The following is a 25,210-nucleotide window of genomic DNA, read 5'->3' as shown; positions in this document are numbered from 1 at the left end:
TCAGCGCGTCTTGACGTCGCGAACATGCGAGTCGAGTTCGGTGAAGGACGGGCGCTCGGTCGAGAACAGCACCTTGCGGCCGAACTCCACCGCCAATTGCGGCGTGTAGCCATGCATGCTTGCCAGCAGCGTGACCTTGGCGCACTGGTAGGTCTTCATGTTCTCTTCGACCTGCTGGTCGATGAGCGAGGCCAGCGGCGAGACGAAGCCATAGGCCAGCAGCACGCCCAGGAAGGTGCCCACCATGGCGTGGGCGATGAGCGCGCCCATCTCGGCAGGCGGCAGGTCGGCCGAAGCCAGCGCATGCACCACACCGAGCACGGCGGCCACGATGCCGAGCGCGGGCAGTGCGTCACCCACGCGGGACAGGGCATGCGAAGGCACTTCGGCCTCGTGGCGGATGGTCTCGATCTCGTGGTCCATCAGGGCCTCGATCTCGAAGGGGTCGGTGTTGCCGCTGATGGCGAGACGCAGGTAGTCGCAGATGAATTCCATCAGCTCGGCGTCGGCCAGGATCTTGGGATAACGGCCGAAGATCTCACTGCCCTTCGGGTCTTCCACATCCGATTCCAGTTTCATCATGCCTTCCTTGCGCGCCTTGGCGAGCAATTCGTACATGAGGGCCAACAGGTCCATGTAGAGCTGGCGGTTGTGCTTGGACGAACGCAGCAGCCGCGGCAATTCGCGCATCGTGGCCTTGATCGTCTTGCCGTTGTTGCCGGCAATGAAAGCGCCCAGCGCGGAGCCGCCGATCATCAGCACTTCGATCGGCTGAAACAGCACGCCGAAACTGCCGCCCATGAGCGCATAACCACCGAACACGGTGCCCATGACAACGAGATAACCGAGAAGAACGAGCACACGCGCCCCCTTTCGCCCTGAGGCAACTAGATCAATTAATGGGAACGGCGGTGCGGACCATGGTCAGTGCACGCCGCCGCTGTTCAAAGGCAAACCGAAACCGCTGCTGTCGAGGGCATGGGGCGCCGACACCACCGCGTCCGCCGCGCCACGCTTGGCCGGGCGCGCCTTCCCGGCGCGCGACGGGGGGCGGCAGAGCACGCAGACATAGCCCGTCTTGTGGTCGTGCGCATGCGCCACGAATTGCCCGCCGCAACGGCTGCAAGACGTCAACTGCAGCATGTCGCTGTCGAAAAACCGGACCATGGTGTAGGCGCGGGTGAAATCGAGCACCACTTCACCGCCCTGGTATTCGCTTTGTTCCTGATAAAGCCGATAGCTTTTAATCAGCGCCTGGAGTTTCGATTCTTTGGCCTGGTCCAGCATGAATCGGTAAATGTTATAAAACATCGACGAATGAATATTCGCCAGCCAGGTCATATACCAATCGGTCGAAAAAGGCAGCAATCCTTTTGGCGGCGAAACGCCCTTCAATTCTTTATAGAGCTTGATCAGCCGCTCACGGCTTAATCCGACTTCTGCTTCGAGGAATTGCAGACGTGCGCCCAGCGCGATCAATTCGATCGCGAGTTTGACTTCCTTGACTTCGCCGAGAACGGTTTTGGCGCTCATGCGACCTCCGCCGTACGAACCGCCGACTGCTGGCGAGCCGCCATCAGGATCGCCATGTGCGCCTGCTGCAAGGCACCGTCCTTCTGCTGCCCCATCACGGCGAACATGGGGTTATCTTCGAGGCGGAAGCTGCACAGCAGCAGGTTCGAGGAGGCCAGCTTCACGATCTGCGCCAGGCTCATGCTGGCCAGCAGGTCGGCGAGCTCGTCGCCGATGCCCAGCCGGAACATCGCCGCGGCCCGGTCCTGCTTGACCAGCTTCTGGGCCAGCAGCATGTAAGCCAGATTGATGTCTCCGATTTCACGAAAAATCTCACTGTTAACCGAAACTTCTACACCGTCGATATTCACGCTGGGCTCCATTGGATAGCTTTGTAGCATCTTAAAACAGTCTGTTAACAAGTGTTAACAAGCCCGGAACCACCCAAGTCCGAAACGCGACTTTTCGCACGAGACGTGGGACGCCACCTACGCGGCGTGAAAATCGTTCGCGTTGAAAGCCACACCGCGGCGATGCGGTCAGCAACAATTCAGACGCAAAAAATGGAATAGCTAGAGAAAAGTATTCATTGCCTGCGCATTTGAATGTCAAAGCAGGAATGAATTGCAAAGTATTCATTTCGAATCTGCGCTGCAACGGCACGCCTGCAAGAAATAGCGCCAAAGTAGTCATCGCGCAGCCTCTGCGGCTTTTTCCACGCCGTGCAGCCAGGCCATGACCTCGGCCACCGCCACATAGAGCTGCGGCGGGATCTGCTGGTCCAGGTCGACCTGCATGAGCAGCTTGACCAGGTCGCCCGAGGCGTGCACGTACAACCCGTTCTCCCGCGCCTCGCGCAGGATCGACTCCGCCACCACGCCGTAGCCCTTGGCCACCACGATGGGCGCGCGGGTCTTGTCGTCGTACGACAGAGCGACCGCGCTCTGGCGATCGTCGAGCGATGGAGCGGCGGCGTTCATGCACCCTCCCCTTGCGCCACCTGGAACTGCTCGAGCCGCAGGTTGGCGGCATCGAAGCGCGCGGCGAGTGCCCGGCCGTCGCCCGCCAGCCGCGCACGGCTGCTTTCGCTGGACGAGACCACGGTGGCCCGCACGTCGTTGCCGGCCACGCTCAGGCGCACATCGACCGTCCCCAGCAGGGGCAGTTGCAACGACAGCTGGGTCGACCACCGGCGCGGCGCATCGTCGAGGGATTCATCGCCCGCGGCCGTGCGGTCGTCCTCTTCCTCGATGCGCCACTCCATCGGCACGCCGGGCCAAGCCTCGCCGGCCCAGCGAAAGGCCGCGGTCGCCAGCAGGTCGAGCTGCTGGTGCACCGTGGTCAAGAGTTGCGGGTGCACCACCTCGCCACCGCTCTGCGAGGTCGCGGCACTGCGTGCGACGGCGGTTTTCTCGCCCTCGCCGGTCTTGTTGTCGACGGCGCGCATCGCGGCGCGCTCCGCCATCGCAGCGGCCGTCTGGGGGCTGTCGCCCCAGCGGTACGCTGCCTGCATCTTGAGCGCATCGGGCGTGGCTTCGGCCGGCGACGGCTCGGACGCACTCGATGCCTCCGGGGCGACCGGTGCCTGCGCGGCCGATCCGCCAGGCGCGCTACCGGGCGCTGCCGCCAGGGCGGCAGGCGCGGCTTGCGCGACGGCCGCGGCCGTCGCGGCTGCGGCTGCGGATGCCGACGACGACGTGACCGTCGGCTGCGACAGCTCGACCTTGGCGGATGCGGCGCTGGCATCCGCGACCACCGCCATCACCGCCTGGAGCGCCGTGGCACCCCGTCCACCCGGCACCACGCCGGGCGCCGGCCAGGCGGCCTGCGGTTCCTGCGCCATCTGCGCCAGCGTGCGCTGCCCTTGCACGAACTGGGCAAGGTGCGATTCGTAGAACAGGCCGCTGGTCGACACAGTGTGCGCCAGCGAGCCGGCCAGCACCGGGCCGCCGGGCTGCGCCGACGGCGTCCACACCGGGCCGCGCCCGCGCACCGGGCCGACATCGACCTCCAGGTCGGCCAGCACGCCACTGATGATCTTCGCTGCGAAGGACAGCCGCGCCACCGCCGAGGCCGGCAGCCCGGCCCCCGCCGCCGCGCCCAGGCCCGCGCCGCGCGCCGACGCCGACTCGACACCGCCGAGCTCGCGATCGAGCCCCGCGTTGGACAGCAGCCGCACATCGTTGGCCGCCTTCTGCACCGCCGATGCCGCACCCGGCGCCTTGACCGCCGCGTTGGCGTCCACGGCGCCCGCGTCCAGCGGCGGCGAAACCTTCGCCGTCAGCAGGGAGTCGAGGATGCGTACGAGGCCGGTCATGGTGGGGTCGCGCTCAGTGGGCCTGGCCGTAGGCCTTGTCGAGGCTCTTGCGTTGCTGCAGCGCGCTCATGTTCTCGACCAGCGCGTCGAGCTGCGGCTTCACGAGGCCATTCACGATGGCCTGGTCGGCCTGGATGCAGAGGATCAAGCGTTGGGCTTCGGCCGCATCTGCCGGCGCGAGGCTCACGGTCGGCGCCAGGGTGCGCAGGCGCTCCACGATCGCGGCGCATTGCGCTTCTGCCGCCGGCAGCGCGCCCCAGTTCTTGCTCTGTGCCAGCACGACCATGTGTGCCGTGGCCGCGGCCATCTGGCCGTAGCAATGCAGGATGTCGCGCGGGTGGGCCATGGGAGCGTCGTTCGATGTCATGTCGTTGTCAGAAGCCACCATGGCCCGGCTCGATCTCACGCCAGGCTGAGGCCAGGCTGTCCAGCAGCGCGTCGACCTCGTCGAGCGCGGCAGCGTCGTTGTGCAGGTTCGCGTGGAGCAGGCGGCGGATGACGTAGTCGTACAGGGCCGACAGGTTGCTCACCAGCGTGGTGCCCTCGGTGCCGGCCGCCTTTGCGTCCAGGCTGGCCTTCAGGCCGTTTTCGACGATGCCCATGGCCTTCGAGATGGCGTTGCCCTTGGCTTCGATCTCGCCCGCACGCATGTGGTGGCGCGCCATGCCGATCGCCGTCTTGGCGCCGTCGAACAGCATCGCGATGAGCTGGTGCGGCGACGCGCTCATGGCCAGCGTCTCGATGCCGACGCGGGCATAGGCGCCAGCGCCGCTGCGGAAGTTGTGAGGGGTGTACATCACGTGCCTTGTAGGTGGGGCTGGTCGTTCACTGGCCGGCGTTCGCGTTCATCGCTTCGAACTGCTGCGTGAGGTAGGCCTTGGTGTTGTTCATGCTGCTGACCAGCACATCGAGCTGCGTGAATTGCGCGCGGTAGCGCGCCACCGTGGCGTCCACGCGTGCCTGCACCTGGTCGTACTGTTCGTCCAGTGCCTTGATGGTCGAGGTCACGCCGTCCTGCGCCACCTTCAGCGAACCGCCGGTCTTGTTCAGGTCGGTCACCAGCGCATCAATCTGCTTGCCGTAGCCCGCGGTGCTGCCGCTCGCACTCGCAAAGAGCTTGGAGACGCCAGCGAGGTCGGTGTCCAGTGCCTTGTCGAGCTTGGCCGAATCCACCGCGAGCATGCCGTCCTTCTGGAACGTCACGCCGATCTCGTTGAGCACCTTCATGTCGTCGGCGCCGCCGCTCTGCGGCGTCGTCAGGGCCTGACGGATGCGGGTCTGCAGGCTGCGCAGCGTCGAATCGCCGACCAGCGGCGCCGCCGTCTTGGTGTCGGCGTCGTAGGTCGTGAGCGACTTGGCGGTGCTCTGCAGCGCGTTGTAGGCCTTGACGAAGTCGTTGATCGCCGTCTTTGCCGAGGCGGTGTTCGCCTTCATCGACAAGCCGGTGGTGCCGGTCTGCACCAGGGTCAGCGTCGCGCCCTGGATGGCTTCCTTGACGGTGTTCGTCGGGCTCGTGATGGCAATGCCGTTGACATTGAGCTTGGCGCTCTGCGCGGCCGCGGTCTGCTGCAGGTTCTGCGTGCCGGCCGGGTCGTTGTTCAACAGGTTCTTGAGGGCCGTGTCGGCCGCCCCGTCGACGCTGATGCGCATGCTCGAGGCCTCGCCAGTCTGCGTCGAGGTCAGCACCAGACGGTTGGGCGTGCCGCTGCCGTCGTTGACGATGGTCGCGGTCACGCCGGCGTCCGCCGCATTGATTGCATCGCGAATGCCGCCGAGCGTGTTGTTCGTCGGATCGATGGTGATGGTCTTGGCGGCGCGCGTGCTGTCCGCGGTGAAGCCTGCGCCGGTGTACTTGCCGGTCACCGGGTCGAGCGTGCCACCGGTGACCGTGCCGAAGTCGATCGTGAACTTGCCGTTGCCGATCGCGGTGGTGGTGTTGGCCTGCCCCGTCGTGACCAGCGATTGCGACTGCGCGAGCTGCGAGACCGTGATGCTGTAGTTGCCAGCAGCGCTGGTGTCCGTGGCCGAGGCGGCCAGGATGCCGCTGACTGTCGGAGTGCCGGTCACGCTCTGGAACAGCGTCGGGTCCGACAGCTTGAGTGCCGCAGTCTGCAACGCGCTCAAGGCACTCTGCACCGACCCATACGCCGACAGCTTGCTCGTGTAGCTCTTGGCCTTGGCCTCGAGCGCCACCAGGGGCTGGCTCTCCGCCTTTTCGAGATTGGTGAGCAGGCCCGCCAAATCGAGGTTGGAGCCGACGCCGATGCTGCTGATGGTTGCCATCTGAATGCTTTCTGATTGGGGACGGTGGAGACGGTGGGCGCTCAGGCGGCGCTGTCGACCAGCAGGCCGGACATCTCGCCCATGACCTTGGCGATGCGCACCACTTCCTCGTTGGGAACCTGCCGGATCACCTCGCCACTGTTGCGGTCGATCACCTTCACGATGACCTTGTCGGTGTCCTTGTCGATCTCGAACTGGATGCCGATCGATCGGATCTCCAGCGCCGCGTTGACCTGCCGGACTGCCGTCTCGACCTGCACCGGCGTAGCTTCCGGCTCGGCCTCGTCGGCCGCCGGCGCGGCGTTGCCTGCCACTGGCGTAGCACGGGCGACGACCCATTGCATCCACGGGCTTTCCGGGGCGGCGCTGACAGGCACGGGGTTCGACATGGCATTCACCTTGGTTGCGGGTTTCGCTTTCCTCTGCGGTCTGGCGGCGCCAGGCCGCAGAGGAAAGCGCAGGGAGACCGGGTCGAGACCCGGCGCCTGCGGTGGCCAGGCCCATCCCTTTCGGGACGGAACCTGACTTGGCTCTGCTTTTCGTCGGTTCGACTTAACGCAGGAGGGACAGCACGCCTTGCGTGGTCTGGTTGGCCTGCGACAGCACCGAGGTACCGGCTTGCTGCAGGATCTGAGCGCGCGTCATGTTCGACACTTCGACCGCGTAGTCCGCGTCTTCGATGCGCGAACGCGACGAGGACAGGTTGGTCACCGTGGTGCCGAGGTTGGCGATCGTCGAGTCGAAACGGTTCTGAACAGCACCCAGCGAAGAGCGCAGCTTGTCGACCTTCGACAGGGCGGCGTCGATGGCGGCGAGCGGGTCGACCGTGGCCTTGCCGTTGCTGACGGCGTTCGTCGTCAGCTTGCCGGGCTTGGCGGAATCCGCATACACGACGTTGCCGTTGGCGGCTGTGATGTTGCCGTTGTCGTACAGGTTGACGGTTTCCAATGCGGTCGTGGTCAGGCCGCTGACGCCCATGAAGGCGCCGGTTGCAACACCGTTGGCCGCAATGGCTTGAGCAGCCGCACCACCGGCACCGTCGACGTCGATGCTGCCCGCAGTCAGACCGATCTTCGCGGCGACCGCACCTGCAGTTGCTTTCTCGCCGGCAACGGTGAAGACGTTGGCGCCTGCCGTTGCTACCGCGGTGGTGGTGTACGAGGAACCGTCGGCAAACTTGATCGAGTCACCCACAGTTGCCATGCCGGTGTCAAATGCGAGCACAGACGCCAACGTCGCTGCGGTCGTGACACCACCACCGGTCTTGGTCAGATTCTTGGATGCATCGAGGTAGAGCGCGGAGCCGTCAGCAGCATCCGTGAGGGCGCCGTTGCTGTCGATCTTCACGTCCATCGAGTGGGTGCCGAGCTTGACCGTCGCGGTCGTGGTCGTGCCGGCAGCCGGCGTCAGCGAAGCGAGCGTGGCGGCTTCGGTACGACCCGTTTCTGCGACCGTGTAGCTCTTCGTTGCCGAGCTGTACGTGGACACTGCGGTGCCTTGGGTCACGGTGCCGCCGTTTTTCATGTTGGCGAGCACGTCGGCAGAGGTGGCGCCGTTTGCAGCAGCGGTCAGCGTGCGGGTGTAGGGAGTCGCGCCATTGGCAGGGGTGCCAGCGGTGAAGCCTGCAACCAGCAGGTCGGATGCAGCGGCAGCCTTGTTCTTCGAACCGGTGTTGTTCACGTTAAAGCCGTCCAGACCCAGGGTCTTGGCGCTGATTTCTTGCAGGTCGATGTCGATGGTTTCGCCATCGTTCGCGCCGACTTGCACGGTCAGCTTGCCGGCGTCAGCCGACAGAACCTTCACGCCGTTGAACTGGGTCTGTTCCGACACGCGGTTGATTTCGTCCAGGCGCTGGGTGATTTCCGACTGGATCGAGTCCAGGTCGCTGGCCGAGTTCGTGCCGTTGGCAGCTTGCACCGACAGTTCACGGACGCGTTGCAGGTTGTTGTTGACTTCCGTCAGCGCGCCTTCGGTCGTTTGAGCGATCGAGATGCCGTCGTTGGCGTTGCGGGTGGCTTGCGTCAGGCCCTTGATGTTGGCGGTGAAGCGGTTGGCGATGGCCTGACCAGCAGCGTCGTCCTTGGCGCTGTTGATGCGCATGCCCGAAGACAGGCGCTCAATGGCGGTGTTCAAGGCCGATTGCGACTTGTTCAGGTTGTTTTGCGTGAGCAGCGAGAGGCTGTTGGTATTGATGACTTGCGCCATGAAAGACTCCTGGGTTGACTAAAGGTTGTGGACTCCGACCCGGTGGGCCGTAACGCTGGACTCAAGCCATCGTTGGATTAGTTATCGGCAGGGCCTTGCAAAGATTTAGGGGGGTGTCCCAGAAAGTTGCGGCGGGTCGATCCACAGCGTTCAGCCACCCTCAGGCGGTCATGCCCATCATTTCCTGGTAGGCGGACACCAGCTTGTTGCGCACCTGGATTCCGGTCTGGAAAGCGATGTTGGCCTTCTGCAGGTCGACCATCACGTCGTTGAGCGCCACGCCGGGCTTGCCGAGCTCGAAGTCCTCGGCCTGGCCGTAGGCCTGGGTCTGGGCGCCGCTGATGTTGTCGATGGAGCGCTTGAGCTCGGCGGCGAAGCCACCGTGCTCCACGGCGGGGCCGGCAGAGCCGATGGGCGAGGGGATGCCGGACTGCACGGCGGTGGCCCGCATCTGCTGCAGGACGGATTCGATGGCGGATATCGACATGGTGTCGGCCTTTCTCTCGGTTGAACTTGGGGGCGGATAAGGAAGCACCCACGTGCCTCGTCGCCTGGTCAGCGTATCCGCGAAGCCCCGATTCACATGGGCGCAACTGACGGCGAAAACCCCGGCTGTTCGGCCAATCGATTTCGGCACCGATCCAGACAATGAACGCCGTACCCCAAGCCTGCCGGCCTCCTTTGTCGGCGCCCGGCATGGCCACTGAACATCGACGACTCATCCTCTTGAACATGAACATGGACCATCTGGATCCAGCAGGCACCACGGGGGCCCGCCCATGAGCACGGCAGCCACCCTCGGCGCTGCGACGCCCGCTGCCGCGCCTGGCGCCGCATCGCCGTCCCTGCTCGACAAGCTGCGCGCCCAGCCCAAGCTCCCGCTGATCGTCGGCGGCGCGGCGCTGGTGGCGATCGCCATGGCCTTCGCCCTGTACAGCCGCGCACCCGACTACAAGGTGCTCTATACCAATGTGTCGGACCGCGACGGCGGCGCGATCATCGCGTCGCTCGCGCAGATGAACGTGCCCTACAAGTTCGCCGAGGGCGGCAGCGCCATCCTCGTGCCGGCCGAACGGGTCCCCGAGATCCGGCTCAAGCTGGCCTCGCAGGGCCTGCCCAAGTCGGGCGGCGTGGGCTTCGAACTGATGGACAACCAGAAGTTCGGCACCAGCCAGTTCGCCGAGCAGGTGAACTTCCAGCGTGCGCTCGAAGGCGAGCTGGCGCGCTCCATCGAATCCATCGGCACCATCGAGTCCGCCCGGGTGCACCTGGCCATGCCGAAGCCTTCGCTGTTCGTGCGCGAACAGAAGAAGCCTTCGGCATCGGTCGTTCTGACCCTGCACCGCGGCCGCAGCATCGACGAAGGCGCCGTGAGCGCCATCGTGCACATGGTGTCGAGCAGCGTGCCCGAGCTCGACCCCAAGAGCGTGACGGTGGTGGACCAGCGCGGCAACCTGCTGTCGGCGGCCAATGCCGGCGCGCGCGGGCTGGATGTCAGCCAATTGAAGTACACGCAGGAGATCGAGCAGGGCTACATCCGCCGCATCGAAGCCATCCTGCAGCCGATCCTGGGCACCGGCAACGTGCGCGCCCAGGTGGCGGCCGACATCGACTTCTCGGTGGTGGAACACACCGACGAGAAATACCGCCCCAACACCGACCCGGCGAACGCGGCCATGCGCAGCCAGCAGTCGAGCGAGTCGAACCAGCTCGGCGGCACCCCGCCCGGCGGCGTGCCCGGCGCGCTGTCGAACCAACCGCCCCTCGCACCGAACGCACCAGTCACCACGCCGCCGAACGCGCCACCGGGTGCACCGCAAACGCCGGCGCAGCTCGCAGCCGCGCAGGCCGCCCAGCGTGCCGGCACCGCCACCACGACCACGACGGCCGCGGCCACCGGCCCGTCGAGCAGCCGCAAGGACACGACCACCAACTACGAACTCGACCGCTCGATCCGCCATGTGCAGCAGGGCGCCGGCGGCGTGCGCCGCCTGTCGGTGGCTGTGGTGGTGAACAACCGCACGGGCGACGACAAGGGTGCCAGCCGCGCGCTGACGACCGCCGAGCTCGACCAGATCCGCAACCTGGCCAAGGAAGCCGTGGGCTTCAGCCAGGACCGCGGCGACTCGCTCAACGTGGTCAACAGCGCCTTCGCCGACGAACGTGAGAAGCCTGCCCCGGTCCTGGACTTCTGGCGCGACCCAGCGAACATCCCGCTGGCCACGACGGGCGGCCTGTACCTGCTGCTCGCCCTGCTGGCCCTGTTCGCCTGGTTCGCGGTGGCCCGTCCGCTGCTGCGCAAGCACCTGGCGCCGCCGCCACCCCCACCCGTGGCGGCTGCCGACGACAACGACGTCTTCGCCAAGCTGGCGACCGCCGACGAAGGCCCGAGCCCCGACGAGGCCCTGCGCCAACGCGAGGCCGAGCGCCACAAGGCCGACCTCGACTTCGCCCTCGAGGCCGCCACCCAGGACCCCAAGCTGGTGGCCATCATGATCCAACACTGGATGACGACCGATGAGCAATGAAGCCGGAACCCGTAAGAGCGCCATCCTGCTGATGGCTGTGGGCGAGGACCGCGCTGCCGCGGCCCTGAACCTGCTGCCCACCGCGATGGTGCAAGAGCTCGGCCTCGCGATGTCGAAGCTGCAGCAGGTCTCGCGTGCCGAGCTGGCCTCGGTGCTGCGCGAATTCCGCGAAGAAACCGAACAGCTGTCGGCCCTGCACCTGGGCTCGAGCGACTACATCCGCGCCGTGCTCAAGAAAGCGCTGGGCGAAGACCGTGCGAGCGACCTGCTCGAAGACATCCTCAAGGCCGAAGAGCCCGATGGCGGCATCGCCCGTCTCAACCAGCTTGAAGCCAGCGAGGTGGCCGAGCTCATCCGCGACGAGCACCCGCAGATCCTGGCCACGCTGCTGGTGCACCTCGACCGTGCCAAGGCGGCGGAAGTGCTGGAGAAGCTGCCGGTGCGCCTGCGCAACGACGTGGTCGTGCGGGTGGCCACCTTCGGCGGCGTGCAGCCGGCGGCGCTCAAGGAGCTGACCGACGTGCTGACCGAGATGCTGTCGGGCGAAGGCTTGAAGCGCAGCCGCCTGGGTGGCGTGCGCACCGCCGCGGAAATGGTCAACCTGATGAACAGCTCCAACGAAGAGGCCACCATCGCCCACGTCCGCGAGCTCGACGACACGCTGGCCCAGCGCATCGTCGACGAGATGTTCGTCTTCGAGAACCTGCTGGGTCTGGAAGACCGCAGCATCCAGCGCCTGCTCAAGGAAGTGGAGTCCGACTCGCTCATCATCGCGCTCAAGGGTGCACCGATCGAGCTGCGCGACAAGTTCCTCAAGAACATGTCCAACCGTGCCGCCGAAACGCTGCGCGAGGACATCGAATTGCGCGGCCCGGTCCGGGTGTCGCAGGTCGAGGCCGAGCAGAAGACCATTCTGCAGGCGGCCCGCCGCCTGGCCGAAGCAGGCGAGATCGTGATCTCTTCGCCAGGTGCCGATGAATTCGTCTAAGCCCAACCCCGCGACCGCGGCGCGGCTGGCGTCGCTGTACGCGTCGACGCGTGCCGGTGGCGCTGCCGCCCGGCAGGCCGACGCAGCGCCGGCCAAACCGGTGCTGTCGGCCTGGGAACGGTGGGAAATGGGCAGCGTCGGCGGCGACCCGAGCCGCACCACCGCGGCCGGCCGGATGGCCGCCGCACGCGCCACCTTGCCGCCCGCACCGCCCCCGCCGACCGTGCCTGCCGGCGTGGCGCAGACCGAACTGCGCCGCCTGCGCAACGAAGCCGAGGCCGAGGGCAAGGCCACCGGCCATGCCGAAGGCTGGGCCGCGGGCCACGCCGAAGGCCACATCGCCGGGCTCGCCACCGGGCTGGCCGCGGCCACCGCCCATGCCGAACAACTGCGCGCACTCAGCACCTCGCTGCCCGCCGCGCTGCGCGGTGCCGAAAGCGCGATCACCGACGTGCTGCTGACGCTGGCCCTCGACATCGCACGCCAGGTGGTGCACCGCACCCTGCGCGCCGAACCCGAGTGGCTGCTGCCGCTGGTGCAGGACCTGATCCACGCCGAACCCACCCTGCAAGGCGAACCCCGCCTGCTGCTGAACCCGGCCGATGTCGCACTGGTCAAGGACAGCCTGGGCAACGAGCTACAGCAGGCCGGCTGGCAGGTGCGGCCCGACGACAGCATCCAGCGCGGCGGTTGCCGCGTTCAGTCGCCCATCGGCGAGATCGACGCGACGCTCGAGACCCGCTGGAAGAGCGTGACCGCGGCGCTCCACCGCGACGCCGACGCGCAGGAATGAACACGATGAGCCCCACGGCCGCCTCCAACCCCCACGTCCAGCACTGGGTCGACGCGCTGACGCAGGCGCGCAGCGACATCGCCCGCTGCACCACCACCGTCGCCTCAGGCCGGCTCACGCGCGCCGTGGGCCTGGTGCTCGAAGCCACCGGCCTGCAACTGCCCGTGGGCAGCGACTGCCTGATCGAGCTGCCGCCCGGCTACCCCGTGCGCCACGCCGAGGCCGAAGTCGTCGGCTTCGCGGGCGACCGCATCTTCCTGATGCCGCAGAGCGAAGTCGCGGGCCTGCTGCCCGGCGCGCGCGTGTTCCCGCGCATCGCCGCGGGCGGCGCCGGCGGCGACAACCACACCAAGCGGCTGCCGGTGGGCGAAGGCATGCTCGGCCGCGTGGTCGACGCCGCCGGCCGGCCGCTCGACGGCCTCGGCCCGCTGGTGGTCGCCAAGCGCGTGCCACTGTCGAGCCCGCCGGTGAACCCGCTGTCGCGCGCGCCGATCGATTCGGTGCTCGACGTCGGCGTGCGCGCCATCAACGGCATGCTCACCGTCGGCCGCGGCCAGCGCATGGGCCTGTTCGCCGGCTCGGGCGTGGGCAAGAGCGTGCTGCTGGGCATGATGGCCCGCTACACCAGCGCCGACGTGATCGTGGTCGGCCTGATCGGCGAACGCGGCCGCGAGGTGAAGGATTTCATCGAGAACACGCTGGGCGAAGAAGGCCTGGCCCGCGCGGTCGTGGTGGCCGCGCCGGCCGACAACTCGCCGCTGCTGCGCCTGCAGGGCGCGGCCTACGCCACCTGCCTGGCCGAGTACTTCCGCGACATGGGCAAGAGCGTGCTGCTGATCATGGATTCGCTCACCCGCTACGCGATGGCGCAGCGCGAGATCGCACTCGCCGTGGGCGAGCCGCCCGCTACCAAGGGCTACCCGCCCTCGGTCTTCGCCAAGCTGCCCGCACTGGTCGAACGCGCCGGCAACGGCGCGCGCGACGCCGACGGCAACGGCGGCTCCATCACGGCCTTCTACACGGTGCTGTCCGAGGGCGACGACCAGCAGGACCCGATCGCCGACTCGGCCCGCGCCATCCTGGACGGCCACGTCGTGCTGTCGCGCTCGCTGGCCGAAGCCGGCCACTACCCGGCCATCGACATCGAGGCCTCGATCAGCCGCGCCATGACGGCGCTGATCACGCCGGTGCAGTTCGAGACCGTGCGCCGCTTCAAGCAGATGCTGTCGCGCTACCAGCGCAACCGCGACCTGATCAGTGTCGGCGCCTATGCGCCGGGGCACGACGCGCAGCTCGACCAGGCCATCGCGATGTACCCAAAGATCGAGGCCTTCCTGCAGCAGCCGATGGACGAGCGCACCGACTACGACGCGTCCATTGCGCGCATGCAGCACCTCTTCGAGCCAGGCCGCCCGGCCTGAACCCCTTCCACGCACCCTGAACCGAAGGCGTCTTATGGCCAACAAGCTCCCCCTCGACATGCTCAGCGAACTGGCGCGCACGGCGACCGACAAGGCCGCGATCCGCCTGGGCGCCCTTCAGACCGCGCGCATCACCAGCACGCAGAAACTGCAGCTGCTGCTCCAGTACCGGCAGGACTACGTGGACCAGCTCAATGCCCTGATGGTCAACGGCATGCCCGCGGCCAAGCTGCGCAACTACCAGAACTTCCTCGTGACGCTCGACGGTGCGATCGCGCAGCAGCGCGCCATCGTCGCCCAGGCCGACACCCGCCTCGACGCCGGCCGCACCGACTGGCAGCACCAGAAGCGCCGCCAGAGCTCCTTCGACACGCTGGCCGAGCGCGTGCGCCAGCAGGAAATGCTTGCCCAGTCCAAGCGCGAACAGCGCGAAAGCGACGAACGCGCCACGCGCAAGTTCTTCGACCGCGCCGCCAACCCGACCCTCTGACCCCAGGAGCCCCCATGTCCGCCATCGTCTCCCCCGCACTCGTTTCGCCCGCCCTCTCGTCCACCGCGTCGCCCGCACGTGCCCGCAACGCCGACGAGCCGCAAGGCCGCAGCTTCCATGCGGCGCTCGACCGCTCGCGGGCGTCGCAGGCCGACGCGCAAGCCGACGCCGACAGCGCGAGCCTGCGCCCCGGCACGCCGCGCCGCGGCGCCGCCGGCACCAAGGACGAGGCCGCCCCCGAGATTCCGAACCTCGACTTCTTCGTGCCGGCGGTGTCGGTCCCTGTCACGGCGGCTGCCGCGCGCGCCGGTGCCGAAGCCGTCACCGCCGCCGCGCTGCGCGCCGCGGCCACCGCCACCGAACGCACCGATGCGCAAGCCGCGTCGACGACCACCGACGCTGCGGTCGAGGCCGCCAAGGGCGCGGCGGCCCTCGATTCGGCAGCGATCGATGCGTCGGCGGAGGGAGCGCGCGCCGAAGGCCACCCCGCCGACGCCATGGCAGCCGACACGCTGCGCGCTGCCGCCGGCAAGGCATCGACCACCGCGGCGCAGGCCGACGCCGCCGCGGCCACCGCGAAGGCCGACGCGGCACTGCCGGCCACGCCCGCCGCCACGCCGCTGCTCAACGCAGCCATGGCCAGCACCGTGCCGACGCCGTCGACACCGACCGCACGCGCCGGCCGCGCCGACGTGGCCGGCCGCGACGCGGCCGCCCCCACGGTCAACGGCACCACCGCGACGGCCGAAGCCACCGAGGCCGACCCCTTGGACCTGCTGGCCGCCCGCATCGAAACCACGGCGGGCAGCGACGCCGGCGTGGCCGACGACAGCACCCCGAACGCACCGCTCGCCTGGATGGCGGCCCAGCCAGGCAACGCCGGCAACGCCAGCGGCACGGCCGCCACCGACAGCCGGACGCCCGTTCTGACGCTGGCCCCGCCGCTGGACAGCGACGCCTGGACCCCCGCCCTCGGCCAGCAGATGCTGCGCATGAGCGCCAGCGGCATGCACACCGCCCAGCTCAGCATCAACCCCGAGAACCTGGGGCCGCTGCAGATCACGCTGAAGCTCGGCGAAGACCAGGCGCAGGCCATGTTCGTCTCGGCCCATGAAAGCGTTCGCAAGGCGGTCGAGGCCGCGTTGCCGCAACTGCGCACCACGCTGGCCGAGCACGGCATCAGCCTGGGCCAGACCGCCGTGGGCGAGGACACGCGCCAGCCGGGTGGTCAAAGCGGCTTCGCCGGCGACAACCCGTCGGGCCGCTCCAGCGGCAACGGGGGCAATGCCTACGCCGGAGCCGCACGCAGCGGCGCAGTGGCCGCGAACGCGGTGCCTGCCGCCCCGGTGCGCCGTGCCCCCGCCGAGGGCGCCGTCGACACCTTCGCCTGAACGCACGGCCGCCGCAATGCCGGGATCTGACGCGCTTTTGCCCGCTTGATCCCCCGTTGCTCCAGCGCCCCCTTCGCCAAGAATAGATCCACACCGCAACCAGCTTCATCCCATGGCCACCAGCACCGCCCCCGTCTCTGCCGCACCGCCCGCACGCTCGCCGAAACTGTTGATCATCGTTCTCGCCGTGGTCACCGTCTGCGCACTCGCCGGCGGTGGTTACTTCTACCTCGCGAGTACCAAGAAGGCCGAATCGGCGGAGCCGGCGCCCAAGGTCGCCGAGAAGCCGATCTTCCTCGCGCTCGAGCCCTTCACCGTCAACCTGCAGTCCGAAGGGCGCGCGCGCTTCCTGCACGTGGGCGTCGCCCTCAAGGTGAAGGACGAGAAGGCCAAGGCGCAGCTGGTCGAGTTCATGCCCGAGCTGCGCAGCCGCGTGCTGCTGCTGCTGTCGAACCGCCAGCCCGACACCCTGATGACGACCGACGACAAGTCCAAGCTGGCCGAGGAGATCCGCACGGCGATCAACGCGCCGCTGTCGGCCGACCTGCCGCCGCAGGGCGTGACCAGCGTCTCCTTCAACACCTTCGTGGTGCAGTGACCACTTTCAGGCGACCGACCCATGGCCTATGAACAAGTCCTCTCGCAGGACGAGGTCGACGACCTGCTGCGGGGTGTCACCGGCGGCTCGGTCGACCAGACCTCCGCACCCGACACCAAGCCCAAGGACGGCCTGCCCGCCTACGACCTGGGTGCCCCCGACCGTGTCGTGCGAAGCCGTATGCACACGCTGGAGGTCATCAACGAGCGCTTCGCACGTGGCCTGCGCGGCGCCCTGCTGAACTTCATGCGGCGCAGCCCGGACATCTCGGTCGGGCCGATCCAGATCCAGCAGTACGGCGAATTCGTGCGCCACCTGCCGGTGCCGGCGAACATCAACATGCTGCACATGAAGCCGCTGCGCGGCACCGCGCTGTTCGTGTTCGACCCGAAGCTGGTCTTCCTGGTGGTCGACAACCTGTTCGGCAGCGACGGCCGCTACCACGTCCGCGTGGAAGGCCGCGACTTCACGCGCACCGAGCAACGCATCATCAAACGGCTGCTCGACCTGTCGCTGCAGTGCTATGGCGACGCGTGGAAGCCGGTCTTCCCGCTCGACTTCGACTACGTGCGTGCCGAGATGCACGGCAAGCTGGCGAACATCGTGGCGGCCAACGAGGTGGTGGTGAACACCACGCTGCAGATCGAGTTCGGCCCGGTGGGCGGCTTCCTGCACGTGTGCATCCCCTACTCGATGATCGAGCCGATCCGCAACCAGCTGTCCAACCCGATCCAGGACGAGGTCGAGGTCGACAAGCGCTGGGTCAACCAGATGTCGCGCCAGATGCAGTCGGCCGACGTCGAACTGGTCGCCAACTTCGTGCAGATGACCTCGACCATCGGCAAGGTGCTGGCGCTCGAAGTCGGCGACGTGCTGCCCATCGAGCTCCCCACCACCGTAACCGCCAGCGTCGACAACATCCCGGTGATGGACTGCACCTTCGGCACCTCGAACGACCGCTACGCGCTGCGCGTGCAGCACATGATCACCCACCAAGACACCGACTCGAAGAGCGACCATGACTGACAACACCCCTGCTTCCGACGACATGGACGACTGGGCGGCTGCGATGGCCGAACAGACCGCGTCCGCACCGGCGCCTGCGCCGGCACCGGCACCGGCGCCCGCTGCCACGCCTGCCACCGCGCAGGTGTTCCAGCCGATGGACGGACCCACGGCCGCGAGCAGCGTCGCCGGGCTCGACCTGGCCCGCGTGCTCGACGTGCCGGTGCAACTCACCGCCGAGATCGGCCGCACCCGCATCACCATCAAGAGCCTGCTGCAGCTGTCGCAGGGCTCGGTGGTCGAGCTCGACGGCCTGGCCGGCCAGCCGCTGGACGTGCTGATCAACGGCTACCTCATCGCCCAGGGCGAAGTGGTGGTGGTCAACGACAAGTACGGCATTCGCCTGACGGACATCATCACGCCGTCGGAACGCATGCAGAAGCTCGCACGTTCATGAACCTGCTGCGCTGGCGTTCGCACACCGCCTTCGTGTGCGGCTGGCTGCTGGCCGCGGGCGCACAGGCGGCCTTGCCGACCGTGCCCTCCCCCGTGGCCGAAGCCGCCCCCGCGGCGATCGGCGCCGGCGGCATGCTGCAGGCCGTCTTCGGCATGGCCATGGTGCTCGGGCTCATCTTCTTGTGCGCCTGGGCGGCCCGCCGATTCGGGCTGCAGCGCTTCGGCACCGGCAGCGTCGTGAAGGTGGTGTCGAGCGCATCGCTCGGGCAGCGCGAGCGCGTGGTGGTGGTCGAGGTCGACGGCACGTGGCTGGTGCTCGGCGTGACCACGAGCCAGATCCACACCCTCCACACCCTGCCCGCCAAGCCGGGCACCGCGCACGCGGCCGAAGGCTTCGCCGCACCCGCATCGATGCAGCGACCGCTCGACCTCTTCGCGCAGAAGTTCCGCGAATCGCTGGGCGTCAAGAGCCGGCCGACCGCATGAGCCCGCGCACCTTTTTCCGCAGCCTGCGCATCGCGCTGGCGCTGCTGGCGGCCACGCTGCCGCTGGCGGCCTGGACGCAAGGCCTGCCGGGCGTGACCAGCACCCCCGGCCCGGGCGGCAGCCAGACCTGGTCGCTCAGCGTGCAGACGCTGGTGATGCTCACGTCGCTGACCTTCCTGCCGGCGCTGATGCTGGGCATGACCAGCTTCACCCGCATCCTGATCGTGCTGGGCCTGCTGCGCACGGCCATCGGCACGCAGTCGTCGCCACCCAACCAGGTGCTGGTCGGTCTGTCGCTGTTCCTCACCTTCTTCGTCATGTCGCCGGTCTTCGACAAGGTCTACGCCGACGCCTACAAGCCCTTTTCCGAGAACAAGATCCCGGTCGAGACCGCCCTCGCCCGCGGCATCGAGCCCTTCAAGACCTTCATGCTGCGCCAGACGCGCGAGAACGACCTGGCCCTGTTCGCCAAGCTGGCCAAGGTGCCCGAGATGCAGGGCCCGGAAGACGTGCCGCTGCGCATCCTGCTGCCGGCCTTCGTCATCAGCGAACTCAAGACGGCCTTCCAGATCGGCTTCACGATCTTCATTCCCTTCCTGATCATCGACATGGTGGTGGCCAGCGTGCTGATGTCGATGGGCATGATGATGGTGCCGCCCGCGAGCATCGCGCTGCCCTTCAAGCTGATGCTCTTCGTGCTGGCCGACGGCTGGCAACTGCTCATCGGCGCGCTGGCGCAGAGCTTCTTCACCTAGCGGACCGGCCATGACCCCCGAAACCATCATGACCATGGGCAACCAGGCCATCCACGTGGCGCTGATGCTCGGTGCGCCGATGTTGCTGGTCGCGCTCGTCATCGGCCTGGTGATCAGCATCTTCCAAGCGGCCACGCAGATCAACGAGGCGACGCTGTCCTTCATCCCGAAGCTCATCGCCATCTTCGCGACCATGGTGATCGCCGGCCCCTGGATGCTCGGCCAGATGGTCGACTACATGCGCCAGCTGTTCGGCAGCATCCCCACGCTCGTCGGCTGAGACGCGGATGCCGGCCGTCTTCTCGGTCACGTCGGCGGAGATGACCGCCTGGCTGACCACCTTCCTCTACCCCTTCGTGCGCATGCTCGCGCTGATGAGTACCGCGCCGGTGTTCAGCGAGAAATCGGTGCCGCGTCAGGTGAAGGTGGGCATCGCCGCGATGCTGGCCCTGGTGCTGGTCCCGACCATCGGCCCGGTGCCCCCGGTGCCGATCGTCTCGCCGGGCGGCATCTGGATCATCGTGCAGCAGGTGCTCGTGGGCGCGGCCATGGGATTCACCATGCGGCTGGTGTTCGTCGCGGTGCAGGCCGCGGGCGAGTACATCAGCCTGCAGATGGGCCTGTCCTTCGCGTCCTTCTTCGACCCGATGGCCGGCGGCACCACCATGGTGGTCGGCCGGCTGCTCAACATGCTCGCAATGCTGCTTTTCCTGGCCTTCGACGTGCACCTGCTGCTGGTGAGCGTGCTGGCCGAGAGCTTTCAGACGCTGCCGATCTCGGACGCCGCCTGGTCGGGCGGCGGCTGGCTGTTCCTGGTCGACAGCGCCTCGCAGATCTTCGCCAGTGGCCTGATGCTGTCGCTGCCGCTGGTGACCGCGCTGCTCACGCTGAACCTGGCGATGGGCATCCTGAATCGCGCGTCGCCCCAGTTCAGCATCTTCGCGGTGGGCTTCCCGCTCACGCTGCTGGCGGGCATCGCCATGCTGCTGCTGCTGATCCCGAACCTCGGCGCCTTTCTCGAGCCGCGCTTCGCAGAAAGCGTTGCCGGGGTGCTGCGTTTCACGCAGGCGCTGCGCGGGCGCTGAGCGCATGCCACACGCGCGCCTTCTCCATCGCCTTTGGGTGTCCGGGATGGCGCGTCTTCCTACACGACAGCGCGCCCGAGGCCATAAGACTCGACCGCTCGTGACTGGCCGAATCCGGCCTGACCGCACGACAACACCGCGAGGTTGTCGACCGACAGATTTCCTTTTCGAAAGCCCCCGATGACCCAGACCGTCTCGATCCCGTTCGACGCGGCCCCCGCCGAAATCTCCGCCTTCCTTCACAGCGCCTCTGCGGCCGACATCGACGCCCTCGAGTTCGGCGTGATCGGCTTCGACGCCGACGGCGTCGTCCGGCGCTACAACACGCATGAATCCCGCATGGCCGGCCTCTCCCTCGATCGCGTGGTGGGCCATCCGTTCTTCACCGTGGTCGCGCCCTGCATGAACAATTTCATGGTGGCCCAGCGCTTCGAGGACACGGCCCGTGACGGCGGCACACTCGACGAAACGATCGACTATGTGCTCACCCTGCGCATGCGGCCGGCCAAGGTCAAGCTGCGCCTGCTGGCCGACCCCGCGATCGCGCTGCGGCATCTCTTCGTGCAGAGGCAGCGTTGATCCCGCGTGAAGCGGCTCCGGCGACCGTGGAGCAAGACTACGAAGCGCTGCTGCAGTTTCTCTACATGGCGCCCGTCGGTCTCGCGCAGCTGGACCGCGACGGCGAGATCGTGCTGATCAATCCGTTGTGTGCCCAGCTGCTGATGCCACTCGCGAAGCGGGGAGATCTCGCCAACCTCTTCACCGTGCTGGAGAGCGTCGCACCCGACCTGGCTCACCGTGCCCGTGCCTTCGCACCCCTGCACGGCAAGGTGTGCGACGCCATGCACATCCAGGCCCACGCCGGCAAACCGGGTCACGAGCCGCAGATCCTGTCGCTCACCCTGCTCAAGCTGGACGCCGACCGGTTCATGGCGGTGCTGGACGACGTGACGCTCTCGGTGAAGCGCGACCGCGAGCTGCGCCACAGCCAGGCCTGGATCCACAGCATCTCATCCGGCATCTTCGACGTGAGCTACGCGTTGATGTCGCTCGACAGCCGGGGCATCGTGCGGGGCTGGAACGTCGGCATCCGGAATCTGACAGGGTTCGAGGCTGAGGCGACCGTTGGACGGTCCTACGCGAACTTCTATCCGGAAGGCGACATGCTCGGCCATCGGGTGGTCGAGCGCCTGCGGGAAGCCGACCAGACCGGCTGGAGCCTCGAAGAAGGCTGGCTGCGGCGCAGCAACGGCGAGCGCTATTGGGGGAGCGGCCTGATCGCCCCGGTCGAAGCAGCCACCGAGGTGCCCGAGGCGGAACGCACATACAGCCTGGTCATCCGCGACATCAGCGAGCGCCGCGAAGCCGACGAGGCGCTGCGGCGATCGGTGTGGTCCGATCACCTGACAGGCCTGGCCAACCGCCGTGCGTTCTTCGACGCCGCCTCGGCCGCGGCGCAACGCTGCACGCACACCGGCCAGCCGATCACCATCGTGCTGTTCGATGCCGACCATTTCAAGGCGGTGAACGACACGCATGGCCACCCTGCCGGCGACGCGGTGCTGCGGCATCTCGCGGCGGGGCTGTTGGCCACCTTTAAGCCGACGGACGTCGTCGCGCGCTTCGGCGGCGAAGAGTTCGTGGTGCTGCTGACCGGCAGCAGTGCCGCCGAGGCCCGGGTCACGGCCGAACGCTTTCGCTCGCACGTCGCAGCCAAGCCGGTCACGGTCGACGGCGTCCAGGTGCCTTGCACGGTGAGTGCCGGGATCGCCAGCTGCACCGACGGGCTGTCGGGTGTCGACGAACTCCTGCGACGGGCCGACATCGCGCTCTACGCCGCGAAGGCCGCCGGACGCAACCGGGTGGCGGTCTGGGACGACACGCTCGAACAGAACGGCCGGGCCTCGCCGGCCCGGGCGTCTCGATGAGCAACGACAGCGTCGCCTACGACGCGCTCATCCAGTTCCTCTACCAGGCCCCGATCGGGCTTCTGCAGACCGAGCTCGACGGCGAGATCACGATGATCAACCCGATGGCGGCGTCGCTGCTGATGCCGCTGACGCGCGCCGGTGACCTGAGCAATCTGTTCGACGTGCTGGAACCGTTCGCCCCCGAGCTCCGCGCGCAGGCCGCCGCCCACGCCGAGCATGGCGAGGCCGTAGGCGATCGGACACTGCCCATTCCGGTCGACGAACGATATCGCCCCGGCCGCCCTCCGGCGACCCTGGGCCTGCGGCTGGTGCGGCTCGACGCCCAGACGTGGATGGCCACGATCAGCGACATCACGCAAGCCGTGCACGACGAGGAGCAGCAGGTGCAGAAGCGCCTGCACGACCTGTCGCGCAGCGACGGGCTCACCGGCCTGCCCAACCGCACGGTCGCCTCCGAGCACATCGAGTCCGCACGCGCGCAGACGGCGGCGTCGCACGACGGCTTTTTCGCGATCGCCTTCATCGACCTCGATCGCTTTCACCGCATCAACACCACGCGCGGCCAGTCGGCGGGCGACCGCTTGCTGCGGCTGGTGGCAGATCGGCTGGCGCGGCTCGTCGCGCCGGGCGGCGAGATCGAGACGCTCGGCGGCCGCGGGCTGCTCGCCGCGCGCCTGGGGGCGGACGAGTTCGTCGTCGTGGCGCACGAGGTGACGCACCGTGACGTGGCCGCACAGCTGGCCAAGGCGGTGGTCGACGCGCTGGGCGAACCGTATGCGATCGACCACCAGCCCGAGCACGTGAGCGCGAGCGTGGGCGTCGTTCTCGGCCAACGCGATGCGGGCAACACCGACTCCCTGATGCTCGACGCCAGCCTCGCCATGGGCGAAGCGAAGCGAGCGGGCGGCGCACGCTTCAGCCTGTTCGAGCCGGGCATGCGGGCGCGGGCCGCGCGACGCGCCACCATCGAAACCGACCTGCGCGACGCCATCGACCGCGGCGCGCTCACCGTGGCCTACCAGCCGATCGTGTCGCTGGCGAGCCGCCGGTGCGTGGGCATGGAAGCCCTGGTGCGCTGGCAGCATCCGTCGCTGGGCAATGTGCCGCCGCTGGAGTTCGTCGAGGTCGCCGAGGAGATCGGCCTGATCTCCGAGCTCGGCCGCTTCGTCATGAACGAGGCCTGCAGGGCCTGTGCGGCCTGGCAGCAGCAGTTCGGTGCGCGGGCACCGCACAGCGTGTCGGTGAACGTCTCGCGCGCGCAGCTGCTGGGCTCGGACCACATCGCGCACGTCCACGACGCCCTGGCTGCGAGCGGGCTGAACGCCGCGGCGTTGCAGGTCGAAGTGACCGAGAGCCTGGCGGCACAGGACGACCGCGTTCGCCGCAGCCTGCACGAACTCAAGGCGCTGGGCATCACGGTCGCGCTGGACGACTTCGGCACCGGTTATTCGTCGCTGGCCACCCTGCATCTCCTGCCCATCGACGTGCTGAAGATCGACCAGTCGTTCGTCCGGCAAGTCGAGCACAGCGACCACCATGGGGTGCTGATCGAGGCCGTGATCCTGGTGGCGCGCAGCCTGAAGATGCGCACGGTCGCCGAAGGCATCGAGACCGACGCACAGGCGGATGCCCTGACGCGCCTGCAGTGCGACAAGGGCCAGGGCTATCTGTTCGCGCGGCCGCTGCCGCGCGACGCCATGACCGAGTGGCTGGCCCGGTCGACCGGTCAGATGTAGTTGAACAGTGCGATGTTCGACAGGCGCGCGAAGGTCAGTTGCGTGGCCTTGAGCGAGGTCTCGCGCTGGTAGAAGTCGGCGATGGCGCTGGTGACGTCGAGGTCCTCGATGCCCGAGAGGTAGCTCTTCTCGGTCAGGTCGCCAGCCGCGCCACCGCTGTCGAGGGCGTCGAGCTCGTTCAGGCGCGACCCCACCGACGAGCGGATGGTCAGCACGTTGTCGTGCGCGTTCGTCACCTTCACATTCGCGGTGCTCAGGGCGTTCTGCAGCTTGGCCTGCGCTGCTGCGCCGCCACCGGCGAGGGGCTGACGCAGGGCCGTCACCAGTTCGCCGACGCTCTTGAAGATGTCGGTGCCGGCGTTCTGGGCGGTGGTCACCGCGAAGGTGTCGCCATCGGCCGGCGTGCCGGAGATGGCCAGCTGCACGCCACCGAAGGTGATCGGTGTGCCGACCACGTAGGGGCCGGTGCCCGCGACGACCGGTGGCGTGTCGTTGGTTTGCACCGTGTAGTTGCCACCCGCGAAGCTGATGCTGAAGTCCTTGCCGTAGTTCGGTGCGGTCGCATCGTTGATGCTGACCGCGCCGAACACGCCGGTGCCGGTGTTCGCCGTGCCGCCGGTGGTGACGTAGCCCGCGCCGCCCTGCACCGACTGGAACACCGAGCGGCCGTCGTCCGAGCTCGACATCTGGCGCGCCACGTCGACCTGGATCATGCGCTGGCCCTGGTCGCCCATGTACTGGATGCCGCCGCCGGCCGCGGCAGCGAACGGGGCGGTGCCGCTCTTGTAGCCGGCGAACAGGAACTGGCCGTTGCCGTCGTCCGAGTTCGCCACGGCCACGAGTTGGTCGAGCTTGCTCTGCAGCGTGGTCGCCATCGACGCACGGTCGGCGTCCGACAGCGTGCCGTTGCCGGCGGCGACCGTCAGTGTCTTGATGTCCTGGAGGATCAGGGTGGCGCTGTCGAGCGCGGTGTCTTCGTGCGTCAGCGTCAGCATCGCGCGGTCGCGGCTGGTGGCGAACTGCGCCGATTCCGACAGCGTCTGGCGCACGCCGAGTGCGCGCGAGGCAGCGACCGGATCGTCCGCGGCCGTCAGGTACTTGGTGCCGGCCGACAGCATCTGCTGCGTGCGGAACAGTTGCTGCTGCTGACCGTTGAGCGCCGAAAGGTTGCGCTCGTAGAAGGTGCTGGTGCTGATGCGCATCACGACTCCTGAAATGGGTGGGTGGGTG

Annotated in this window: 28 protein-coding genes; 16 read left to right on the top strand and 12 right to left on the bottom strand. The window is 67.8% G+C overall.

Features of this window, described 5'->3' with window-relative positions:
- From motA to fliE, 11 genes are all read right to left on the bottom strand, one after another.
- Positions 1-861 (bottom strand): flagellar motor stator protein MotA, encoded by an 861-nt coding sequence (motA, locus tag ACSFA0_RS08330; protein ID WP_435449733.1) that lies wholly within the window; start codon positions 859-861, stop codon positions 1-3.
- A 63-nt stretch (positions 862-924) separates the two neighbouring features.
- Positions 925-1,533 (bottom strand): flagellar transcriptional regulator FlhC, encoded by a 609-nt coding sequence (flhC, locus tag ACSFA0_RS08325; protein ID WP_435449732.1) that lies wholly within the window; start codon positions 1,531-1,533, stop codon positions 925-927.
- Complete coding sequence (gene flhD / locus ACSFA0_RS08320; protein ID WP_435449731.1) at positions 1,530-1,883, bottom strand: flagellar transcriptional regulator FlhD; 354 nt, start codon at positions 1,881-1,883, stop codon at positions 1,530-1,532. Before flhD ends, flhC begins: the two co-directional genes overlap by 4 nt.
- 318 nt (positions 1,884-2,201) lie before the next feature.
- A complete protein-coding gene (locus tag ACSFA0_RS08315; RefSeq protein ID WP_435449730.1) occupies positions 2,202-2,492 on the bottom strand; it encodes an EscU/YscU/HrcU family type III secretion system export apparatus switch protein in 291 nt (96 codons plus the stop codon).
- Positions 2,489-3,829: a flagellar hook-length control protein FliK gene (fliK, locus tag ACSFA0_RS08310; protein WP_435449729.1), complete on the bottom strand. Its 1,341-nt coding sequence runs from the start codon at positions 3,827-3,829 to the stop codon at positions 2,489-2,491. The genes ACSFA0_RS08315 and fliK overlap by 4 nt, the downstream gene beginning before the upstream one ends.
- A 13-nt stretch (positions 3,830-3,842) precedes the next feature.
- Complete coding sequence (locus ACSFA0_RS08305) at positions 3,843-4,196, bottom strand: flagellar protein FliT (RefSeq protein WP_435449728.1); 354 nt, start codon at positions 4,194-4,196, stop codon at positions 3,843-3,845.
- A gap of 7 nt (positions 4,197-4,203) precedes the next feature.
- Positions 4,204-4,626 (bottom strand): flagellar export chaperone FliS, encoded by a 423-nt coding sequence (gene fliS / locus ACSFA0_RS08300; RefSeq protein ID WP_435449727.1) that lies wholly within the window; start codon positions 4,624-4,626, stop codon positions 4,204-4,206.
- Positions 4,627-4,654: 28 nt separating this feature from the next.
- On the bottom strand, positions 4,655-6,112 hold the full coding sequence (gene fliD / locus ACSFA0_RS08295; protein WP_435449726.1) for a flagellar filament capping protein FliD: 1,458 nt from the start codon (positions 6,110-6,112) through the stop codon (positions 4,655-4,657).
- Between the two features lie 41 nt (positions 6,113-6,153).
- Positions 6,154-6,501, bottom strand: a complete 348-nt coding sequence (locus tag ACSFA0_RS08290; protein WP_435449725.1) for a flagellar protein FlaG — start codon at positions 6,499-6,501, stop codon at positions 6,154-6,156.
- 163 nt (positions 6,502-6,664) lie between these two features.
- Positions 6,665-8,317 carry a flagellin N-terminal helical domain-containing protein gene (locus ACSFA0_RS08285; protein WP_435449724.1) on the bottom strand — a complete coding sequence of 551 codons (1,653 nt, stop codon included), beginning with the start codon at positions 8,315-8,317 and terminating at the stop codon, positions 6,665-6,667.
- A gap of 160 nt (positions 8,318-8,477) precedes the next feature.
- On the bottom strand, positions 8,478-8,804 hold the full coding sequence (gene fliE, locus ACSFA0_RS08280; RefSeq protein WP_435449723.1) for a flagellar hook-basal body complex protein FliE: 327 nt from the start codon (positions 8,802-8,804) through the stop codon (positions 8,478-8,480).
- Positions 8,805-9,096: 292 nt separating this feature from the next.
- Between fliE and fliF the strand changes: the two genes are divergently transcribed.
- The 16 genes from fliF (at position 9,097) to ACSFA0_RS08200 (ending at position 23,980) form a co-directional block, all read left to right on the top strand.
- The gene (fliF, locus tag ACSFA0_RS08275) at positions 9,097-10,845 is read left to right on the top strand and encodes a flagellar basal-body MS-ring/collar protein FliF (protein WP_435449722.1); all 1,749 of its coding nucleotides are present in this window, start codon (positions 9,097-9,099) and stop codon (positions 10,843-10,845) included.
- Positions 10,835-11,833, top strand: coding sequence for a flagellar motor switch protein FliG (fliG, locus tag ACSFA0_RS08270; protein ID WP_435449721.1), 999 nt, complete (start codon positions 10,835-10,837; stop codon positions 11,831-11,833). The genes fliF and fliG overlap by 11 nt, the downstream gene beginning before the upstream one ends.
- A complete protein-coding gene (fliH, locus tag ACSFA0_RS08265; protein WP_435449720.1) occupies positions 11,820-12,626 on the top strand; it encodes a flagellar assembly protein FliH in 807 nt (268 codons plus the stop codon). The genes fliG and fliH overlap by 14 nt, the downstream gene beginning before the upstream one ends.
- Positions 12,623-14,047, top strand: coding sequence for a flagellar protein export ATPase FliI (gene fliI / locus ACSFA0_RS08260; RefSeq protein ID WP_435449719.1), 1,425 nt, complete (start codon positions 12,623-12,625; stop codon positions 14,045-14,047). The genes fliH and fliI overlap by 4 nt, the downstream gene beginning before the upstream one ends.
- Before the next feature lie 34 nt (positions 14,048-14,081).
- Positions 14,082-14,537, top strand: coding sequence for a flagellar export protein FliJ (fliJ, locus tag ACSFA0_RS08255; protein WP_435449718.1), 456 nt, complete (start codon positions 14,082-14,084; stop codon positions 14,535-14,537).
- Positions 14,538-14,551: 14 nt separating this feature from the next.
- Positions 14,552-15,928: a flagellar hook-length control protein FliK gene (locus tag ACSFA0_RS08250; RefSeq protein WP_435449717.1), complete on the top strand. Its 1,377-nt coding sequence runs from the start codon at positions 14,552-14,554 to the stop codon at positions 15,926-15,928.
- A 112-nt stretch (positions 15,929-16,040) separates the two neighbouring features.
- The gene (gene fliL / locus ACSFA0_RS08245) at positions 16,041-16,526 is read left to right on the top strand and encodes a flagellar basal body-associated protein FliL (RefSeq protein ID WP_435449716.1); all 486 of its coding nucleotides are present in this window, start codon (positions 16,041-16,043) and stop codon (positions 16,524-16,526) included.
- Positions 16,527-16,547: 21 nt separating this feature from the next.
- Positions 16,548-17,552, top strand: coding sequence for a flagellar motor switch protein FliM (gene fliM, locus ACSFA0_RS08240; protein ID WP_435449715.1), 1,005 nt, complete (start codon positions 16,548-16,550; stop codon positions 17,550-17,552).
- Entirely contained in the window at positions 17,545-17,988 is a 444-nt protein-coding gene (gene fliN, locus ACSFA0_RS08235; protein WP_435449714.1) for a flagellar motor switch protein FliN, read from the top strand. The genes fliM and fliN overlap by 8 nt, the downstream gene beginning before the upstream one ends.
- Positions 17,985-18,473: a flagellar biosynthetic protein FliO gene (gene fliO, locus ACSFA0_RS08230; protein WP_435449713.1), complete on the top strand. Its 489-nt coding sequence runs from the start codon at positions 17,985-17,987 to the stop codon at positions 18,471-18,473. Before fliN ends, fliO begins: the two co-directional genes overlap by 4 nt.
- Entirely contained in the window at positions 18,470-19,228 is a 759-nt protein-coding gene (gene fliP, locus ACSFA0_RS08225; RefSeq protein ID WP_435449712.1) for a flagellar type III secretion system pore protein FliP, read from the top strand. Before fliO ends, fliP begins: the two co-directional genes overlap by 4 nt.
- A gap of 10 nt (positions 19,229-19,238) precedes the next feature.
- On the top strand, positions 19,239-19,508 hold the full coding sequence (fliQ, locus tag ACSFA0_RS08220; protein ID WP_435449711.1) for a flagellar biosynthesis protein FliQ: 270 nt from the start codon (positions 19,239-19,241) through the stop codon (positions 19,506-19,508).
- Positions 19,509-19,515: 7 nt separating this feature from the next.
- Positions 19,516-20,313 (top strand): flagellar biosynthetic protein FliR, encoded by a 798-nt coding sequence (gene fliR, locus ACSFA0_RS08215; RefSeq protein WP_435449710.1) that lies wholly within the window; start codon positions 19,516-19,518, stop codon positions 20,311-20,313.
- Positions 20,314-20,493: 180 nt separating this feature from the next.
- Entirely contained in the window at positions 20,494-20,892 is a 399-nt protein-coding gene (locus ACSFA0_RS08210; protein WP_435449709.1) for a PAS domain-containing protein, read from the top strand.
- Positions 20,893-20,918: 26 nt separating this feature from the next.
- A complete protein-coding gene (locus ACSFA0_RS08205; protein ID WP_435449708.1) occupies positions 20,919-22,241 on the top strand; it encodes a sensor domain-containing diguanylate cyclase in 1,323 nt (440 codons plus the stop codon).
- The gene (locus ACSFA0_RS08200) at positions 22,238-23,980 is read left to right on the top strand and encodes a putative bifunctional diguanylate cyclase/phosphodiesterase (protein WP_435449707.1); all 1,743 of its coding nucleotides are present in this window, start codon (positions 22,238-22,240) and stop codon (positions 23,978-23,980) included. Before ACSFA0_RS08205 ends, ACSFA0_RS08200 begins: the two co-directional genes overlap by 4 nt.
- On the opposite strand, the gene flgL is transcribed toward ACSFA0_RS08200, so the two are convergent.
- Positions 23,971-25,182 carry a flagellar hook-associated protein FlgL gene (gene flgL, locus ACSFA0_RS08195; RefSeq protein WP_435449706.1) on the bottom strand — a complete coding sequence of 404 codons (1,212 nt, stop codon included), beginning with the start codon at positions 25,180-25,182 and terminating at the stop codon, positions 23,971-23,973. The genes ACSFA0_RS08200 and flgL overlap by 10 nt on opposite strands.
- Between the last annotated feature and the right edge of the window lie 28 nt (positions 25,183-25,210).

Source organism: Variovorax restrictus (assembly GCF_051216715.1).
Classification (GTDB): Bacteria; Pseudomonadota; Gammaproteobacteria; order Burkholderiales; family Burkholderiaceae_C; genus Variovorax.
The sequence above is the reverse complement of the archived record's forward strand: the minus strand, read 5'-3'. Positions and strand labels throughout refer to the sequence as shown.